Consider the following 17,799-nt stretch of genomic DNA (forward strand, 5'->3'; position numbering starts at 1 on the left):
CCATGTTTTGCCTATTAAATAGTATGGGTTTCTTTATTTTTGAACTCTTTTTCGAGCTGGGCAATCCTTGCGTCAATCGTATTACGGTGATAGTTGCTGTTCACCTTTTCTTCTAATTGATCAAGATAGGCTTCCATATCCGTGAACCTAGAATAGGCTTTGTCGGAGCCATCGCTGTGGTCAAGCACCTGGTCCATCCGGTAATTGGCACGAGTAACATTCTCACGGCCCATCAATTCGAGTCGTCGGATGTGCATATCCTTCAATTTATGCTTCATGTCTTCATATTTATGTTCGAGCTCCACCTGCTGCTTGCCTGCATTTTCCATCGCTTCCTTCAGTCGGGCTGAGCGTTCTTCATATTGAACCTGTTCCCTGCTGGCAAACTCCTGAAGTTCCGCTTCCCCCGCTCTCATCGCGATTTCCGTCTGATGTCTCCGTTTGTCTGCCATTTCAATTGCCTGCTGGTATTCCCGGGCAAACTGTTCCTTAAGCTGGCCCTGGCGTTCAAGCAGCTTCGCGACCTTTTCAGTCTCCGCTTCACATTCACGAAGATACTGGTTCAACAGTGCAATCGGGTTCTTTCTTTCCTTCTGGTCAAGTGCCTCATGAAGATCTGCCATTACAGTGTTTTTGATTCTTGTTAATAGATTAGCCATTTACAATCTCTCCTTTTTTTTCGCATATAGTAGTGTTTCAGCCGCCTAGTTGTTTTTCATTTCTGCCCATTGCTTCTCGAAGTTGACAAATGGATCGTTTGCTTCTTTCATTGCTACTTCTTTTTTGTCCCAGTTCTTGTATACAAGGTAAAGGACGTAAGCTGCTGCGATTCCCAGGATTGCTGGCACATTTGAAGCTGCAGCCATCAAGATGATGAACCCGGCTATTCCCCAGCCGATTTTTCCGGCTGTCGAGTGAGCCTTTAAAAATTGCTTTACGACAAAGTAAAGCACCAGCAAGCTCACGCCGAGACCCACAAGCGGACCAAGGTTTGACATCAGTACCATTGCAGCGATGAAGCCGGCAAACAGTAAACCAAATTTTTTCATGTTCAATTCCTCCTTATCTCTTATGTACTCATCTTACCTTTGCCGTAAAAAATCCATAACGTGCCTGAGCTTGATTTTCAGGTAGGTCCTGAGGCTTAGCACCATACCGGACCGGTCGTCACTCTTGCGTTTTCCTCTCATAAAAATACCCCGGTGACAGCTTCACCGGGGTATTTCTTCCGTTCCTTATTTTGTGATGAACATCTGAGTCCAATAGTGTCCATAATCCCCGCCTGCAGCATGCCCGACACCAATGTGGGTGTATGCAGGGCTAAGGATATTTTTGCGATGTCCAGGGCTGTTCATCCATGATTGGACTACTTCGTGGGGGGTCCTCTGCCCCGCTGCTATATTTTCAGCCGCGCTCCTGTGGTTGACTCCAAAATTCCTCATCATGGTGAATGGACTGCCGTATGTAGGGCTTGTATGGGAAAAGTAACTTTTATCTCTCATTTCTGCAGATTTGTAACGCGCAACCCTTGAAAGCTGCCAGTCAGCTGCCACTGGCTTAAGTCCATTCTTCGCCCGCTCGTGGTTCGTCAACTGGATGACCTGGCTTTCAATACTCTTTGCGGCGCTTAAATTAGGGATATTGACTCGCTGGCCAGGATAAATCAATCTAGGATTCTTGAATTGCTGGTTAGCACCGATAAGTTCCGAAAGGCCAACCTTGAACCTGACCGAAATTTTCCATAAAGAGTCCCCATTCTGAACCGTATAGACTTGTTGCGCGAATGATGCGGTCGGAAAAGCCATACTCATTAAAACAAGGGCCAATATTATTTTTTTTACCATCTTCACTCCTCCTCAACTGATAGGATGAGAAGATTTGATAAAAATATACAGTTGAATATTGAACTAACAAGAAAACATCACTTTAACAATGCATATAGTTTTATCAAGGGAGGAATGAGGATTATGGGATATCTATGGGTTATGACGATCGGTTATGTCATTTGTCTCGGCCTGCTTGGCGGTACTTTAATGTTTTTCATTACCTCTGCTTTTGATTTCGATGATGCAAGCCGGATTGATTTACTGGATACTAAAGAGAAAGAATAGCAAAAGCTGGCTGCTAAATTGATGCAGCCAGCTTTTATCGTTTGAACATCCCGGAATCATAAATTGTTATTTTCAGAGACGATAAAAAAAGCTGCCAGTGGCAGCCTTTTCTATCGATTAAAAATCACGTGTGTTGTCAAAACGAGTGTTAGCCGGGTTGTCCGATGTTAGAGGTGCATCAACCGGGTTGGTCGTTCTTGTTCCATCCAAACCAGTGGTTGTTGTACCATCATTCAGGCCGACTCTGTTCTCTTCACGCTCGACGACTACAAGGATTTTGCCTTCTTTTACATAGCCTTCGTAACGTTCTGCTTCATCTTCCGGAATACCCATTCCGATCAATGCTCCGGCCAATCCGCCGGCACCTGCGCCTACTGCAGCACCAGTAAGTGTCGCAGCAATCGGGCCTGCAGCTACGATTGGGCCGATTCCAGGGATCGCTAGGGCTCCGATGCCTGCCAGTAATCCTGTAAGGCCGCCTAATATGCCGCCTGTTGCCGCACCTGCAGCAAGACCTTCCTCAGTCTTTGTACCGGTTGCTTCGTTGACGTGATCAATCTCATCGTCGTTTTTACTAATAACAGAGATATCATCGGTATTGTACCCTTGCCTCTTCAGGTCCTCTACGGCCTGGATTGCGTCTTGCTCGTTATCATATACTCCAACAAGATGTTTTTCATGTTCAAACATATTAAAAGCCTCCTTTAGACGAGTAGTCCTTTTTAAAGATACCCGCATACAGGATGTGTAAACCTGATGTCGAAGGATTATTGGCTGTGTGTATAGACGGATACGGTCTTGTTCAAGACCGAAGAAACTTGTGTCAGGTTCTCAGCCGTCAAGGTCAATTCCCTGACCGTCTCTCCCTGATTCTCAAACCCTGCTGCCATTTCGGCAATCCCGGCTGCATTTGTTTGTAAAATGACATTCGTTTCATTATTCATCGTCAACAATTTATCTGTCTGCTGATTCAAATCTGCAGTGTACTGGCTGATGGTGCCAATTTCCTTCTGGATGGACAGAATCCCATCCCGCATCTCATTATATTGCATTTCAACATTGCCGAATAACTTGCTGCCCTTTTGTACTTCCATGCTTCCGCCAGACATGACATCCACCATCTGTTTAATGTCGCTGCGGACAACCTCGATTGTATCCTGGATTTGCCGGGATGCATGCAGCGATTGCTCTGCCAATAATCGCACTTCACCGGCTACGACTGCAAACCCCTTCCCTTGTTCCCCTGCGCGTGCAGCTTCGATTGCCGCGTTTAATGCCAGCAGATTTGTTTGGTTGGCAATTCCAGAAATGATACTGACGATCTCTTCGATTTTATTCGTCTTTTCAGCCAGTGATTCAGCATCCCTGGCAGCCTGTCTCGTAATCTGATCCATCCGTCCCACCTGTGCGCTCGTTTCACTGATGAACGTCTGGCCTTGTTCACTTTTAACAGCATTGGTCGTGGACATTGTTTCAATCCGATTCGATAGTTCAGCAATCTCGCTGATTCTTTGCACCATATTATCAACAATATCACTCAGCACTGCCGAATGGCCCTGCTGCTGTTCAGCACCTGCAGAGACTTGAAGAATGGAAGCTTTTATTCTCTCGCTTTCATTTTCATGGACCTGTGAATTCTCGAACAGCTTTCTTGCTGAGTCATGCAGTACCTTTGTATTATCCTGACATTGGGCTACGAGCAGCCTTAATTGACTGATCATCGCATCAAAATGGGAGGTCAGCTTCCCAATCTCATCTTTTGAATCACTGGCCAGTTCCACTGCCAGATCACCCTGAACAATTCTCTGTGTCGCTTGGGTGAGGCGATCGATGGGCTTGAATACCCTTTTGAATAAAATAATGATGAAAACAAGGCACCCTATTGAAATAAGTGAACCCGCAATGGCTGTCGAATACATACTCCTGGATACCAGTTCGGCTGGATCAGAGTCTACTTTGAATGAATTCAGCAAGTAAAAATTGTATAACGTCGAAATGGCATAAACAAAGAATAACAAGCCAAAAAAAGCAAACACCTTTGTTTTCAACGAAAGGTCCCGCATACTATCCACTCCTGTAAAATCCCCAGCGCGAACACTGGGGATGAATGATCTTTCTATCATAATATCGGCATTTCCAGAAAATTTTCCATCCTATTCAACAGCTTTAGCCAGCGCAGCTTCAAATTGTGAAACGATATCCTCTCCGTGCTCAATTCCGACCGAAATCCTCACCAGACGATAAGTGATGCCAAGTTCTTCCTGCGCCTCAGGAGGGAGTGCGCGATGGGAGGTTTTCAGCGGATGGGAGACGGTGGTTTCGACGCCCGCAAGTGTCGGAACGATTTTTACCCAGCCAAGCGATTTGAAAAACTGGGCAGGATCCACATGCTCCGCCAGCTCAATTGATACGATAGCCCCAAATCCTTGTTCAGCTTCTGCGAATGGATAGTATACCTTTGCGATATTCTTATTTTCACGAAGACTTTCGGCAAGCAATCTGGCATTCTCCGATTGTGCTTTCATTCTCAAGGCAAGCGTCTTCAAGCCCCTGCAGGTCAGCCACGCTTCAAATGGACTCAGATTCGCCCCAAGGTTGACGATTCTCGCGCGTGCTTCGGCAATCAGTTCTTTCCTGCCAACAATGACGCCTGAAGTGACATCGCTATGCCCGCCAATATATTTTGTCGCACTGTGGACAACCAGATCGGCACCGCCTTCATATGGACGCACATGGAGCGGAGTGGCAAACGTATTATCAACTAATACAACGAGTTTTTTAATCTTTGCCAGCTCGATGACTTCATCCAGCTTTTCAACGCGAAGCAGCGGATTCGTGATCGACTCTGTGTATAGAAGCTTTGTATTATGCTTGATGGCGTTTGTGACATTGCCCAAATCCGAGAACGGCACGAACGTTGTTTCAATCCCGAAGCGCTCAAGCTCTGCTTTTAGCATATGGAAGCTACCTCCATACACATCGTCCGCCGCAACAATATGGTCCCCACTCTTCACAACTGCCAGGACACCTGCCAAAATTGCAGCCAATCCAGATGAAGCCGCCACACCATCCTCTGCATGCTCAAGAGCCGCTACCGCTTGCCCGAGTTCATCCGTATTCGGATTGCCGACCCTGGAGTACAAATAATTGCCCTCACCCTGATAAAAACCCTCCAATTCATCAAGATCATTGAAGGTAAAAGCCGACGTCTGGTAAATCGGTGTTGCCTTGCTTTTAATACCCTGCTGCTTAGTATGTACAGAGTGAAGCACTTCCGTTTCAAATCTGTTGTTCGTCATTTCATCCACCTGCTTTTAAAAAATATAAAAACCTCTCCAAATAAGGAGAGGTTCCAATTGCTAAGCCTCTCTTATCTTCAGAAATCGTTCTTCAGGAATTAGCACCTTTCAATGAAAAAAGAAGGTTGCCGGGCTTCGCAGGGCCTGTCCCTCCGCCGCTCTGGATAAGAGTTATTGATTTAAAATCATTAATATTAGCAGAAGTATATCAATATCGCTGTAAATTCGTCAATGAACGATTTTCTAAAGATTTGTGAAGTCAATCTTCTGGATCACTGTCAAGCAAATCCCATGGTGTGATGACACCGATTGGCTTTCCGTGGCGGTCGCCTGTTTCCGTGATAATGACCGCCTGGAGCTTCTTGCCCCTCGTATGGTAACGCTCGAATAATTCCTCAATATGGTATAAAGATGCTTCCTCATCCACAAACGTCACGAAATAATTTTTCCCCTTGGTCAGCAATTCTTTCACCCGCACATCTTCAAAGTGAACGACACTGTCGGAAAAATGCTTCGCCATCCACTGGATGATCTCTGTTGAAGTCAGCAGTGCAACATATTTATCATCCTTGTCATAGACCGGGAATCTCGTAAAATCAAACTTGTTGATGACCTTAAGCACATCTTTTAGATAAGCATCCTCATAATAATAAAACACAGGACTGGTCGCGATTGATAATGCCGTCTGCGGCTTCTCGAACTCCTTCGCGATTTCCTCAATCCGCTCGACTACCTCGATATGCGGCTCGGCAATATAATAATCCGCATTCACCCGTTCATGGACAATCGCATTCCGCAGCTTGGCAAACTGATGCAGCTCACTTTTATACTTGCGGACCAATGAATGATTCTTATAGCCAGAGTACAGCAGCTCGACAAACGCATCGCTGTCCGTCCCCTTCACCATTTCCTTCAGCGCTTTATGGATCCGGTTAAAAGCCGTTTCAAACTTGCCGGATTGTTCTTTATGCTTTACCTCTTGATTTTCTGAAGACGCCTGAGAAGCAGAAGCTTTTTGCGATTTTTCATTGCCTGTGTTTTGGTTTTTTGCTTCGTCACTGCTTTGATTTGTTCCATTTGTGCTGTTCTGATTCATTGTTTTAGCGTTACTTTTTGTTTTTTTGCTGTTGTTTTGATCCGTTGTTTTACCGTTTTCTTGAGTTGCTGCTTTGCCGTTGTTCTGTTTTGTTGTTTTAGCGTTATCTTGGGTAGTTGCTTTGCCGTTGTTCTGTTTTGTTGTTTTAGTGTTATCTTGAGTCGTTATTTTGCTGTTTCTCTTTTTTGATGGTTTACCATTATTCTGATCGATTACTTTGCTTCTATCCTGCTTTGTTATTTTGCTGGAATCTTTTTTCGGCAGATCGTCAACGTTCTCTTCGGCACGCTTGAGGCGGTTATCGTCAACTGCCGGTCTTGGATTGGTTCGAAGATATGAATTGTTGCCGGTTTTCTTATTCTTGTTTCTATTGTGTTGATTTTTCCTTTTTTTCGACGTTGTCTGTTGCTTATTGGATCTATGTTTAACCTGAATTTCGTTAGCCAAAATGGTCCCTCCGTTGTTTCGAATCACTTCCCTACTCATTACCCCAAAACACGCATTTACTAATCATGGATATATAATGTAGAATTTCCAGATGACTTTTAAGTTTGATACAATAAGTATAGTACATACAATGCAATTAGAAAGTAGATTTTTATAGAAAAGGGTTTGATATTTAGTGGCAGCAACAAAGAAAAAAAGAGTCATAAAAGAGGTCACACAGCTTGTGACAATTACAATCGGGGCGATTATCGCTGCATTCGGGCTTGATATGTTCCTCGTCCCCAACGCCATCCTTGACGGAGGTGTCATCGGCCTTTCGATTATCGCAGCGGAATTGACCAACGTCTCGATGAGTATTTTCCTGATCCTGTTCAATCTGCCTTTCCTTTATATCGGATACAAGAGGATGGGTATGAAATTCACGCTTCGGACGCTGTACGGTGTCATTATTTTATCCGTAACGACAGCGTATTTCCATCACTTCGACCGGGTGACGGATGATTTATTTTTGGCCACCATCATCGGTGCCGTCATCCTCGGAACCGGCGTCGGCCTCGTCATCCGCGCTGGCGGGGCGCTTGACGGCACCGAAATCATCGCAATCCTTGTCAGCAAGAAGCGCACTGTGTCCGTTGGGCAGATCGTCATGATCATGAACTTGTTCATCTTCCTTTTGGCCGCCTTGCTCGTGTTCAGTTGGGAAACAGCCATGTACTCGATCATCACCTATTTTATCGCCTTTAAGATGATTGACGTCGTCGTTGAGGGTATGGAAGAGTTAAAATCGGTCACAATCATTTCCGATGTCCCGGAAGAAATCGCCGAAGCCCTTCTGAAGCAATTAGGACGCGGCATGACCTATATCCAGGGCCAGGGCGTTTTTTCAAGCGAACCAAAGAAAATCATCTATACGATCGTCAGCCGGATTGAATTGTCCACCCTGCGCTCGGTGGTTGATGATATCGATCCGAACGCGCTCGTCGCAATCGAGAATGTAGCCGACGTATCGGGGAGTAATTTTGATAAGGGCAGCGGGCATTAAAAAATGCAGACTTGGTCGAATAATCCATGAATGTGGTCGAATAAATTAAAAATCCGCCAAATTATTTTAAAATGTGGTCGAATTAACTCCAAAAGTGGTCGAATTATTTATTTTTTCGCCAATAAAATTTCTAAAAGAGCTCAATCCTGATATAAAAAATGCCCCTGAGAGGAAATTGCAGGGGCATTTTACTGTTAATCAATCGGATTATTGAATTTTTTCTCTTTCTGGCCGGTTGTAAACTCGACTAGCTCTTCTGGTGTGTTATTGCCTTTTTTCTTATTGTTGTTACGCTGGGCGTTTCCGTTGCCTAGCTTTTGCTTACCCATGCTTCTTCGCTCCTTTTAATGGATTCAAGGTGTAGTATGGATTTTTTCGCTGGCGTTTATTCCAAGTTCGGGTGCACGGCGGACCCTGGTTGCCTGTTCGTAGGCATAGGCAAGCTTGATCAGCAGCGGCTCGCTGAAGGCTGTGCCCGTGAAAGTAATTCCCACCGGTTCTCCTTCTTCCGTGTAATCAGTTGGTACCGTAACCGACGGATAGCCCGCCTTAGAGCCGATCGTCGAGCCGTCCATAGGGAAAAGCACCACATCTGCTCCGTATTCCTTCAGGGCATAGTCAATTCCCTGTTCCCTGGCCATATACAGATTGTACTCGAGTTCTTCGAGGTACTCTGCCTCCGTTAAAGTACCGCTTGTGGCTTCTGATTCCAGCAGCACTTCCTGGCCGTACTTCAACGTTTTCTCACCATGCTCATAATTAAAGGCAATGACATCCGCGAGCGTCTTGATTGGGATATTCAGTCCCTTTAAATAAGCATTCAGATCAGCCTTGAATTCATAGCTTAAAACATTGTGTCCCCACTTCGCTTTTGCTGCTGGGATTGCAGCTTCAATAACCTCAGCGCCAAGTTCCTCCAATTTTTCAAGCGCTTTTTGAAAAATTTGTTCCTGTTCCTTAGTCCATTTACCAATATACTCTTCCCTGGCAACTGCAATCTTTGTGCCTTTTAATGCTTTTTTATCGAAAAGAGAGTCATGGTTGAATTCAACTAAACTTACCATTGTTGCCTGGTCTTGCGGATCCTGCCCGGCAATCGCTTCTAAAAGATACACTGCATCCTTGACGGTTCTCGCCATCGGCCCTGCCGTGTCCTGGGTGTGGGCAATCGGGATGATGCCGCTGCGGCTGACCAGTCCGACTGTTGGCTTGATGCCAACCAGGGAATTCTGTGAGGAGGGGTTTAAAATCGAGCCATCCGTTTCCGTACCAACCGCAGCCGCCGCCAGATTCGCTGCAATCGACGCTCCAGATCCTGCGCTTGAGCCACCGACCTCGAACTTGCCGGGGCCATAAGGATTCAGTACCTGCCCCCCGCGTGAACTGTAGCCGCCTTTCATGCCATTTGCCATGAAATTGGCCCACTCGGTCATATTTGTTTTTCCGAGGATGACTGCGCCGGCTTCCCTGAGCTTGGATGCAACAAACGAATCCTTCAAGGCGATGGAATCCTTCAAGGCCAGCGACCCGGCGCTTGTATGCATTTTATCGCCAGTATCGATATTGTCTTTTACCATGATCGGGATACCGTGCAGCGGACTTCTCGGACCCTTTTGTTTTCGCTCAGCATCCAGTGCAGCCGCGATATGCAGAGCATCTGGATTCAATTCAAGCACCGATTTGATTGTTCTATCAAAAGCAGCGATCCTTGCCTGATACATCAGCACAAGATCATGTGAAGTCAGCTCGCCGCTCTCCATTTTCCCCTGCATGTCATCGATTGTCACTTCCGGGAGCCATTCTTCCATCAATGTATGTAAACGTGGATTTTTCATGTTCAACAGTTCCTTCCAATAATAAACTTCGGAATATATATTCTTTAAATTTCACAAAAATCCCTTTATTTATAGAAAAAAGCTATAGGACCGGCCTATAGCTTTTGAATTCCCTTATTCTGGATCGACAATTTTGCCACCGTAAAATTCCTTCAGCACTGGCTCGATATTAAGCGCCTTGCAGAATTTCTTCAAATCACGTTCTTCTCTTTCATTGACGATCGAGATGACAGTCCCTTCTGCGCCAAAACGGCCAGTACGTCCGGAACGGTGGATATACTTATCCTGTTCTCTTGGAAAATCGAAATGGACGACATGGGTGACACCTTTAATATCAAGCCCGCGAGCCGCGATGTCCGTGACAAGCAGCATCTCACTGTTGCCTTCGCGGAATTTATTCAAGTATTTCTGTCGATCCTGCTTTGTCAGTTCGCTATGCAGCTGTCCAACCGGGATATCCTTGAAATTCAGCTTCTCAGCAGCGATGATCAGGTTAGGGATGTCCTTAATGAATACGAGCGACTTTGTACCGTCAAGACGCGCGATTTTCTCAAGAATTTTGATCTTGTCACGCTGCTCACTCAGGAAGTAAATATGCTCGACCTTCGCTGCATCAATGGTATCATCCTTTTTCACCTTGATGATTTCAGGATCATTCGCCAGCCTGTTGATTGATTTTTCAACAGCCTCTGGCAGTGTTGCTGAAAATAGTAATAGTTGCCTTTGATCAGCAAGAGTCGATTTTACAATACTCTTAACCGTCTCATTATGTTCAGGGGTCAACAGCTGGTCACCTTCATCAAGCACGATGGTGTGCACCTTGTGCATCTTCAGCTTTTTCTGCTTGATCAGTTCATTCGTCCGTCCAGGAGTGCCGACGATGATGTGCGGGCTCTTTTTCAGCTTGTCAATCTGGCGCTTAAGGTTCGCGCCGCCGATCAGGCTTGCCGATTTGATTCCGCTGCCTTCTCCCCATTTTTGGATTTCAGCGAGGATCTGCATGACAAGCTCCTGTGACGAAGCGAGGATGACAGCCTGTGTATTCTGCAGCTTCGCATCGATTTTATTTAAAACAGGAAGCAGGTACGCTAAAGTTTTGCCAGTACCAGTCGGCGATTCAGCGGCAACATCTTTTCCTTCTATTATTAATGGGATCGTTGTCGACTGGACTGAAGTCATTGCCTCGAATCCAGCCTTCTCCCAGGCCTGCTGCAGGAAAGGGTTCAATTGAGCGATTATTTGTTGAGTTTCTGACATGATTTTCTCCTTCACGTAAACATTCTAGTATTGATACTAGCTAAAACCTGCTTATAAGTCCAGTCTTCCCACGCTGAATCGCGATTTTTCATCTAGTTTGTGACTCGGATTTATTTTATTGGCGGAGTTCACAACTTTATTGGCGAAAATATAATTTTATTGGCGACTCACATAGCTTTTCTGGCGAAAATTTTATTATATTGGCGATTTCCAACTTTTATTGGCGAACTGGAAATTCAGCGCGATTTTTTCTAATTCATAATAAAAAACATCGGACGAATAGTCGCCCGATGTCTTGAAGTTTTATTTATGGATCCAAACTGCACCAGCAGAGTTGTCTTTCGCTTCGCCGATTACCTTGAACTTGATCGGGAATTGAGCTGGAACTTTACGTCCCGCGTCTGGAATCAAGTCATTCATGTAAGACTTTGTAGAATCGAATTCTGTTACTCCTGGAAGACCTTTGTAGTCAAAGATTCCGCGAGATGGAGAATCGACATACCACGCAGGTGTCTGATCCATTGAGAATGCAGCATCTGCTACCTGGTAGCGTGTGCTTTGCTTAACAGAAGGCTTGCCGTTAAGAGTACCAACAATCGCTTCTGGATGTGAGTCGACTGGTCCAAGGAAGCCTTCACCCGGGTGGATACCAACCCAGTTATCTGTGAATGAATCATCCGCATACCATACGACCATACCAGTGTTGTACTTCACGCCGCGTCCTTCAAGCAATGCTTTGTCAGAACCAGCGTAGTTCCTCCACTCCAGATAATAGTAGTGGTCTTTAAAGAACGTGCCATTTGTTTGGATGAAACCATCAAGTGTTACGGCTGCGTCGCCTTCAGCACCATCAGCGAAAACTTCTTCGCCGTCAACTGTCAGCTTAAGCTCGTCCATTGCGAAACCTTCTGGAGCAAGGCCGCCGTCCGTTACGTATTCAAACGCAAGTTTTACTTTCTTGCCTGCGAATTGGCTTAAATCGTACTTTACATCAGTCCAGTTGCCTTCAGTAGTATCCATTCCACCGGCAACGTTTGTATCACCGATTTTGTCGATTTCTACTTCTTTGCCATCCACAAGTGCATTTACGTATACATAATCGTAATCGAATTCAACTTCATAATTCGCTTTGTATGAGAATTCAGCACTTGTTGCGTTTGTCAGATCAAATTCAGGTGTAACAAGTGTTGTATGAAGGTCATCGCCTTTTTGGCTGTAGTAGTACTTTTCGCCAAAGTCAGTTTGGATTCCCTTTACTTCTTTACCAGGAAGGTTTACTTTTACAATTCCCGGATTCTTTGATTTTGTAACACTCTGGTCAATGATTGTTGCCAGACCTTTAGAGTCGATGTCTTCGTAATTCACTTCTGTAATGTTAGCCCAGTTGCCGCCCATTGTCTTTTGGAAGAATTCTTTGTTTTGCGGTGAGAAGCTTGGTGCTTCTGTTCCAGCAATTTTCCCGTTCCAGCTTCCGCCAGACATGATGGACCAGGAAGCTACAGGGTCACCTTGTCCAGTGTACTGAGTGTCATACTCATCTGGAAGACCTAAGTCATGCCCAAATTCGTGAGCGAATACACCTACTGCGCCGTCTTCAGGCTCTACAGTGTAATCGAATGCAGCCATTTGCCCGCCCCAGTAAGGAACTGCAGCAGTTGTTCCAGGTACTCGGAAAGGAGCGTTGCCGACTACCCAGCGGTGTGACCAGATTGCATCGTCACCAAGCTTGCCGCCGCCTGCTTCCTGGCCAACGCCAGAGTGAAGCACCATCAAGTGGTCAACAAGGCCATCCGGCTCATTCTGGTTTCCATCGCCATCGAGGTCGTACTGGTCAAAGTGGTCATATTCAGCTAAGTCGATTCCGGATTCAGCTGCTGCTACCAATGCATCCTTAACAAGTCCGCGTGCACCTTTTGCCCCAGGTGCATTATCATGGCCGCCTTCAGGATTGTCGCCGCCATATTCAGCAGCTGTACCAGGCACCTTCAGCCAGTTGGAAACTTCGCCTGTAACTGTGTAGCTTCCGCCTGATTGCTCTTCATAATATTGCTTGAATGTCTTTACCTTTTCCCCATTGAAAAGTGTGAAGTCTTCATCACCGAACAGCATTTTTTGATAGTGTTCGCGATTGAAGTCATCAGCCCACATATAGCCTTCTTCTTGATCGATGTTATTGTGCGGGAAGTCCGCATATTCTACTAAAAGAACAAGTACCTTATCCTCACGAACGTCTCCATTGTAGTTAGCCTGCTTAGCAGAGTCTACCTTTACTGCACCAGTCGGCTTTCCTTTTTTGAAGTTTTCATGACCTTTATCAAGCTGCTTAGCAAGCTTGTCCTTTTGTTTTGAAACAAAATCTTTGGCTTTTTTATCAAATGCCTGCTCTTCTTTTGTCAAAGACTTATCAGACTTTCCAGGCTTTTCACCTTGCTTCTTCTCGATATAAGCAGTGACTGCCTTGTTTACTTCTTCCTGTGAAGCTCCTTTAGAAATCAGCCCGCGCTTCTGCAAAGCTTTTGCCAGCCGATCTTGGTCGACGATATTCAGGTCGATTGGTGCAGATTCCGGTGCAGTGGCAGCAGCCACATCCTTAGTTGCTGCAGGTGTACCTGCAAATGAACCAGCAAATAACGTCGAAGCGAATACTGCGCTTGCCGCAACGCTGGAAAGTACCTTCAACGAACTCTTTTTCTTCAAAAAGATTACCCCCTGCTATTTTCCAAGTTTCGATTATTCATATATTCTGAAGAATCTGATTGAAATTGTAGCAAGGTTTTGAAAAATTGTAAATTTTTATAATTTAATAATATTTACCTATAAAATTTTGTATTTTTTGTCGGAATAACCCAATCTAAAAATTAATTGATTCTTTTATCCTGTTTTAATCTCAACAATAAGTGTAAATGGAACTATTTCCTTAAACTCATTTATTGGGAAAATTTCTTCGCGTCTCTAAATTTGATTCTATTGGACTATTAGGTAAATACTGGTTCCTAATAAAAAGGAGAGCACAATGGTGTGCTCCCCTTCTAAACTATTAATTTAATTTTGTTACACGGCCCTCGATTTGAGGATTTACTTCACCATGTGCCTTAATATAGTTGACCAATGCATCCAAATCTACTACATCGATTGTCTTATCAGTGATTGTTGCCAGTATTGCATAACCATCCCCGCCGCCTGCCATGTAGTTGTTGACGGTGATCGAGTAAGTTTTATCCATTTCAACAGGTGTGCCATCATTCTTCGTGATCGACACAATGCGGTCTCCCGCAGCTCTTGAATCATCATAAGCTACCTTCAGACCGGAAATAGGCATGATACGGACTTTGCTGCCCCATTGCTGCTCAAGCAATGTTTTAATGACTTCACCAGTCACGTTCATTTTCACAAGATCATTTCCGAATGGCTGGACGGTAAAAGCTTCCTTCCATGTGATGTCGCCGGCGTCGATGTCAGCACGGACTCCGCCAGAGTTCATGAAGGCAAAATCAGTGCCTGTCTGCCAGCGCATAGAATCAGCTACCAGGTTGCCCATAGCAGATTCACCAGCAGCACTTGTATCACGGCTAATATAAGAAGGTGTTGTTCCAATTACTTCATTCAGAATCGGTGCGACATCAGCTACATAGCTATCCAGCATCGCTTTGATTTCAGCATCCGGCTGGATTTTGTCACGGTATGTCGTCACGATTTCAGACTTGCCAACCATGACATCCTTTGTAACAGGGTTGATCAGTAAGTCTACATCAGAAAAAGCTGTACCTGAAGAATAAGACTGGACAACAATCTTGCCATCTACTTTAGTGTTCGTGAAAGCATGATTATGCCCGCCCATTAACACATCTACTTCATCATCCACATTTTGAGCGATCTCAACAAGTTCTTCTCCAGCGTTTGATCCATCTGGTTTAGAGGTTGATGGGTTATGTGCTAATACAACAATTGTTTCTACACCCTGAGCTTTTAACTCCTCAGTATAGCGGTTGATCGCTTCCGCTTCGTCTGTGAACTTTACATCTGTGACAGCACTAGGGATAACAATGCTTGGAGTGTCAGATAATGCTACTCCGATTATTCCGACTGGAATTCCGTTCACATCGATCACAGTATATGGATCTAAAACATTTTCACCAGTCTCTTTGTAAACAAGGTTAGCGGCAAGATATGGGAAGTCAGCGCCTTCGAATTCACCGTACTTATCCACTGTTTTTGGATGGCTTCCACCATCGATTAAGCGCAGCATTTCTTCTACGCCTTCATCAAACTCATGGTTGCCTACAGTACCAGCGTCAAAACCAATCTTGTTCAAAATCTTGATCGTTGGCTCGTCCTGAAGCAACGCTGAAACCGGGGAGCTTGCTCCTACAGCATCGCCAGCATGAAGCATCAATGTGTTAGGATTTGTCGCTTCACGTTCTTTCAAATATGCAGCAAGGTAATCAACACCGCCCGCATTGATTTTAGAATTGTAAGTGTCCAGCTGTCCATGGAAATCATTGATTCCTAAAAGCTGAAGGCCGATTGGCAAATGAAGCTGGTATTTAGCAAATCCATTTGCAGCCTCACCTGCATAGTTAATCAAACCACTCTCTGGCAATGCATTTTGCGCATCAGGAGTTGAGTTGAAAGTAACATTCAAATCTTTGCTTACCCCTGCAAAGCTCCAGTTGTTATCAGCTGATGGATCGATTGTACCAACTTCACGGATATAATCGATGATCGCCTGGCGGTTCTCATCTGGATACATTTCTACTGCTGTCTGGTTTACCACGCCAGGGAATGATCCCGTAGCACGATAGTTGTTTGTTACAACAAGAAACTCTTGCTCAAGGTCGATTGGCTGTCCATTATATTGAAGGTTTTTGATACGGTTTGCCCCAGCATCAACCAGATTGCCCTTATCATCGTACTTAGCCGGCTCTGTCACATCGATTTCATAAGTAACACCATCAATGACATCATAGTTATAAACCGGGAACTTCGGATTGATTAACGGCTGTTCTGTTGTGATGTTCTCATCAATCTGATTGAATTGTCCAGCAGACATTTCAAGCCATTCTTTTACATCGCTGCCTTTGATTTTGATTGTGGAAACTGTATTTGGGTACAAATAAAGATCTGCCACGTTCTTGATTGCAATCGTTCCTTTTGGAATATAAGTGTAATCACTCACACCGCCTCTTCCAGACTTGAATGGAGCACCCGCGGATAGGATTGGCAGATTTTCATCAGACGTTCCTTTTACCTGCTTTTCCACATACCATTTTTGTGCGTTCGTTACGATCTGGATTGATGGGTCATCTTGTACAAGCGCGAAGTAACTGTTGATGTCGGCAGCAGTTTCCCCAACAGGCTGGCGGACATAATTGACAGTTCCTTCATGGTCCTCTTTTACAGCTTCTAAAATCTCTTTGTCAGCCTCAACTAATGGAGTCTTTGTTCCTTTATCGTAAATCGCTCTTAACTCGGACTTAGAATTTTTAACATTCCATTTTCCTTTTTCCTTGGCAATTGTTATGTCCATAACGCCAAGCTGGTTGCCCCAGTTTCCTGCCATGACAACAGGTACACCGTTGATCGTGCCATTGTCAGGGTCCACTCCAGGCAAGTCCGTAAAGCTGCCAGGGAATGTTAAGTGGTTGTGACCAGTGATGATCGCATCAATGCCGTCAACCAGTGACAGGTCGTATGCAGCGTTCTCTTCCATTTCCACAACTTTTTCATCGCCAATTCCAGAGTGGGATAGCGCGATGATGATGTCAGCGCCTTCTTCCTTCATTTTCGGAATTTGTGCTTCAACTGATTTTACGATGTCCTTTGTAATCACCTTGCCATCGAGATTTGCTTTATCCCATTGCAGGATTTGCGGTGTTACAGCACCGACAACACCAACCTTGAGCACCTGTGTCTTGCCGTTATTATCGGTGACTTTCTTGTTGAAAATCGTATATGGCTTAAAGTAGTTTTCATCATTGTCTGGATTATCGTCGCCATCATCCTTGAATACGTTTGCATTGACATATGGCATTGGCGCATCGTCCAGCACTTCGTCAAGGTAATCCAACCCGTAGTTGAATTCATGGTTGCCGACTGTAGCCGCATCATAATCCAATAGTTCCATAGCTTCAAAGACCGGATGCATTTCACCGTCTTCCAGTACATCAACCTTGGCTTTATAGTCGCCAAGCGGATTTCCCTGGATCAAATCTCCGTTATCAAAAAGGAGATTGTTCTTTCCTTCTTTTTCCGCCCTTGCCTGCTTGATCAGGGTAGCCGTCTTGGCCAGGCCGAATTCGTTCGTTGGTGCATCTTTGTAATAATCATAGTTATATAAATGTGTATGAATATCAGTAGTCCCCATGATTCGCAGTTGTACTTCATGTTTTCCTGCTTTATCAGGCTTACCTGCCGCAAATGACTTATAAGAAACAGGTCCTGCCAATACTGACAATGCCATTGTCGTAGCAACGACAGTTTTTCCTAGCTGGCGCAAAGGCTTCTTCAAGAAAATCCATCTCCTTAATAATTAATTTGGTAACATACGAGTTTAATTATAGTAGGATTCATGTAGAAGGAAATGGACTGATAGACCTGACTTTTCTAAACTTTTTGTAAAATTCGAGCTATTTAATAGGTAATTTTTACTTGTTTTTGCAGAAACCCCTCGATATATGTCAGTAATTGCGAATAGTATAATTATCCAATTTTC

Annotated in this window: 14 protein-coding genes and 1 riboswitch; of the genes, 2 read left to right on the plus strand and 12 right to left on the minus strand. The window is 44.7% G+C overall.

The features are described from left to right. Positions 1–14: 14 nt before the first annotated feature. From FS736_RS04840 to safA, 3 genes are all read right to left on the minus strand, one after another. Positions 15–659: a PspA/IM30 family protein gene (locus FS736_RS04840; RefSeq protein WP_144475237.1), complete on the minus strand. Its 645-nt coding sequence runs from the start codon at positions 657–659 to the stop codon at positions 15–17. A 45-nt stretch (positions 660–704) separates the two neighbouring features. Further along, positions 705–1,049, minus strand: a complete 345-nt coding sequence (locus FS736_RS04845) for a lmo0954 family membrane protein (RefSeq protein ID WP_144475238.1) — start codon at positions 1,047–1,049, stop codon at positions 705–707. Positions 1,050–1,235: 186 nt separating this feature from the next. Beyond that, positions 1,236–1,844, minus strand: a complete 609-nt coding sequence (safA, locus tag FS736_RS04850) for a SafA/ExsA family spore coat assembly protein (RefSeq protein ID WP_144475239.1) — start codon at positions 1,842–1,844, stop codon at positions 1,236–1,238. Between the two features lie 123 nt (positions 1,845–1,967). On the opposite strand from safA, the gene FS736_RS24155 reads away from it, so the two are divergent. Continuing rightward, positions 1,968–2,111, plus strand: a complete 144-nt coding sequence (locus FS736_RS24155) for a hypothetical protein (protein WP_186326696.1) — start codon at positions 1,968–1,970, stop codon at positions 2,109–2,111. Between the two features lie 117 nt (positions 2,112–2,228). Here the strand turns inward: FS736_RS24155 and FS736_RS04855 are convergent, their stop codons facing one another. The 4 genes from FS736_RS04855 to FS736_RS04870 form a co-directional block, all read right to left on the minus strand. Beyond that, positions 2,229–2,801 (minus strand): YflT domain-containing protein, encoded by a 573-nt coding sequence (locus FS736_RS04855; protein WP_144475240.1) that lies wholly within the window; start codon positions 2,799–2,801, stop codon positions 2,229–2,231. A gap of 77 nt (positions 2,802–2,878) precedes the next feature. Beyond that, a complete protein-coding gene (locus FS736_RS04860; protein WP_186326660.1) occupies positions 2,879–4,174 on the minus strand; it encodes a methyl-accepting chemotaxis protein in 1,296 nt (431 codons plus the stop codon). Positions 4,175–4,264: 90 nt separating this feature from the next. Further along, positions 4,265–5,410 carry a trans-sulfuration enzyme family protein gene (locus tag FS736_RS04865; protein ID WP_144475242.1) on the minus strand — a complete coding sequence of 382 codons (1,146 nt, stop codon included), beginning with the start codon at positions 5,408–5,410 and terminating at the stop codon, positions 4,265–4,267. A 68-nt stretch (positions 5,411–5,478) separates the two neighbouring features. Further along, positions 5,479–5,581, minus strand: a riboswitch (SAM riboswitch). Positions 5,582–5,669: 88 nt separating this feature from the next. Beyond that, positions 5,670–6,953 carry a CBS domain-containing protein gene (locus tag FS736_RS04870; protein ID WP_260983521.1) on the minus strand — a complete coding sequence of 428 codons (1,284 nt, stop codon included), beginning with the start codon at positions 6,951–6,953 and terminating at the stop codon, positions 5,670–5,672. A 175-nt stretch (positions 6,954–7,128) separates the two neighbouring features. On the opposite strand from FS736_RS04870, the gene FS736_RS04875 reads away from it, so the two are divergent. Continuing rightward, entirely contained in the window at positions 7,129–7,995 is an 867-nt protein-coding gene (locus FS736_RS04875) for a YitT family protein (protein WP_144475243.1), read from the plus strand. Positions 7,996–8,189: 194 nt separating this feature from the next. On the opposite strand, the gene FS736_RS25060 is transcribed toward FS736_RS04875, so the two are convergent. The 5 genes from FS736_RS25060 to FS736_RS04895 all read right to left on the minus strand — a co-directional run bounded on the left by FS736_RS25060 (position 8,190) and on the right by FS736_RS04895 (position 17,595). After that, positions 8,190–8,324: a hypothetical protein gene (locus tag FS736_RS25060; protein ID WP_260983522.1), complete on the minus strand. Its 135-nt coding sequence runs from the start codon at positions 8,322–8,324 to the stop codon at positions 8,190–8,192. A gap of 24 nt (positions 8,325–8,348) precedes the next feature. After that, entirely contained in the window at positions 8,349–9,830 is a 1,482-nt protein-coding gene (locus FS736_RS04880) for an amidase family protein (protein WP_144475244.1), read from the minus strand. Positions 9,831–9,944: 114 nt separating this feature from the next. After that, positions 9,945–11,087: a DEAD/DEAH box helicase gene (locus FS736_RS04885; protein WP_144475245.1), complete on the minus strand. Its 1,143-nt coding sequence runs from the start codon at positions 11,085–11,087 to the stop codon at positions 9,945–9,947. A 303-nt stretch (positions 11,088–11,390) separates the two neighbouring features. Then, the gene (locus FS736_RS04890; protein WP_186326661.1) at positions 11,391–13,784 is read right to left on the minus strand and encodes an immune inhibitor A domain-containing protein; all 2,394 of its coding nucleotides are present in this window, start codon (positions 13,782–13,784) and stop codon (positions 11,391–11,393) included. A gap of 340 nt (positions 13,785–14,124) precedes the next feature. Then, complete coding sequence (locus FS736_RS04895) at positions 14,125–17,595, minus strand: bifunctional 2',3'-cyclic-nucleotide 2'-phosphodiesterase/3'-nucleotidase (protein WP_251544680.1); 3,471 nt, start codon at positions 17,593–17,595, stop codon at positions 14,125–14,127. Positions 17,596–17,799: the final 204 nt, after the last annotated feature.

Origin of the sequence: Cytobacillus oceanisediminis 2691, assembly GCF_007678455.1 — a bacterium.
GTDB classification, from domain to species: domain Bacteria; phylum Bacillota; class Bacilli; order Bacillales; family Cytobacillaceae; genus Mesobacillus; species Mesobacillus oceanisediminis_A.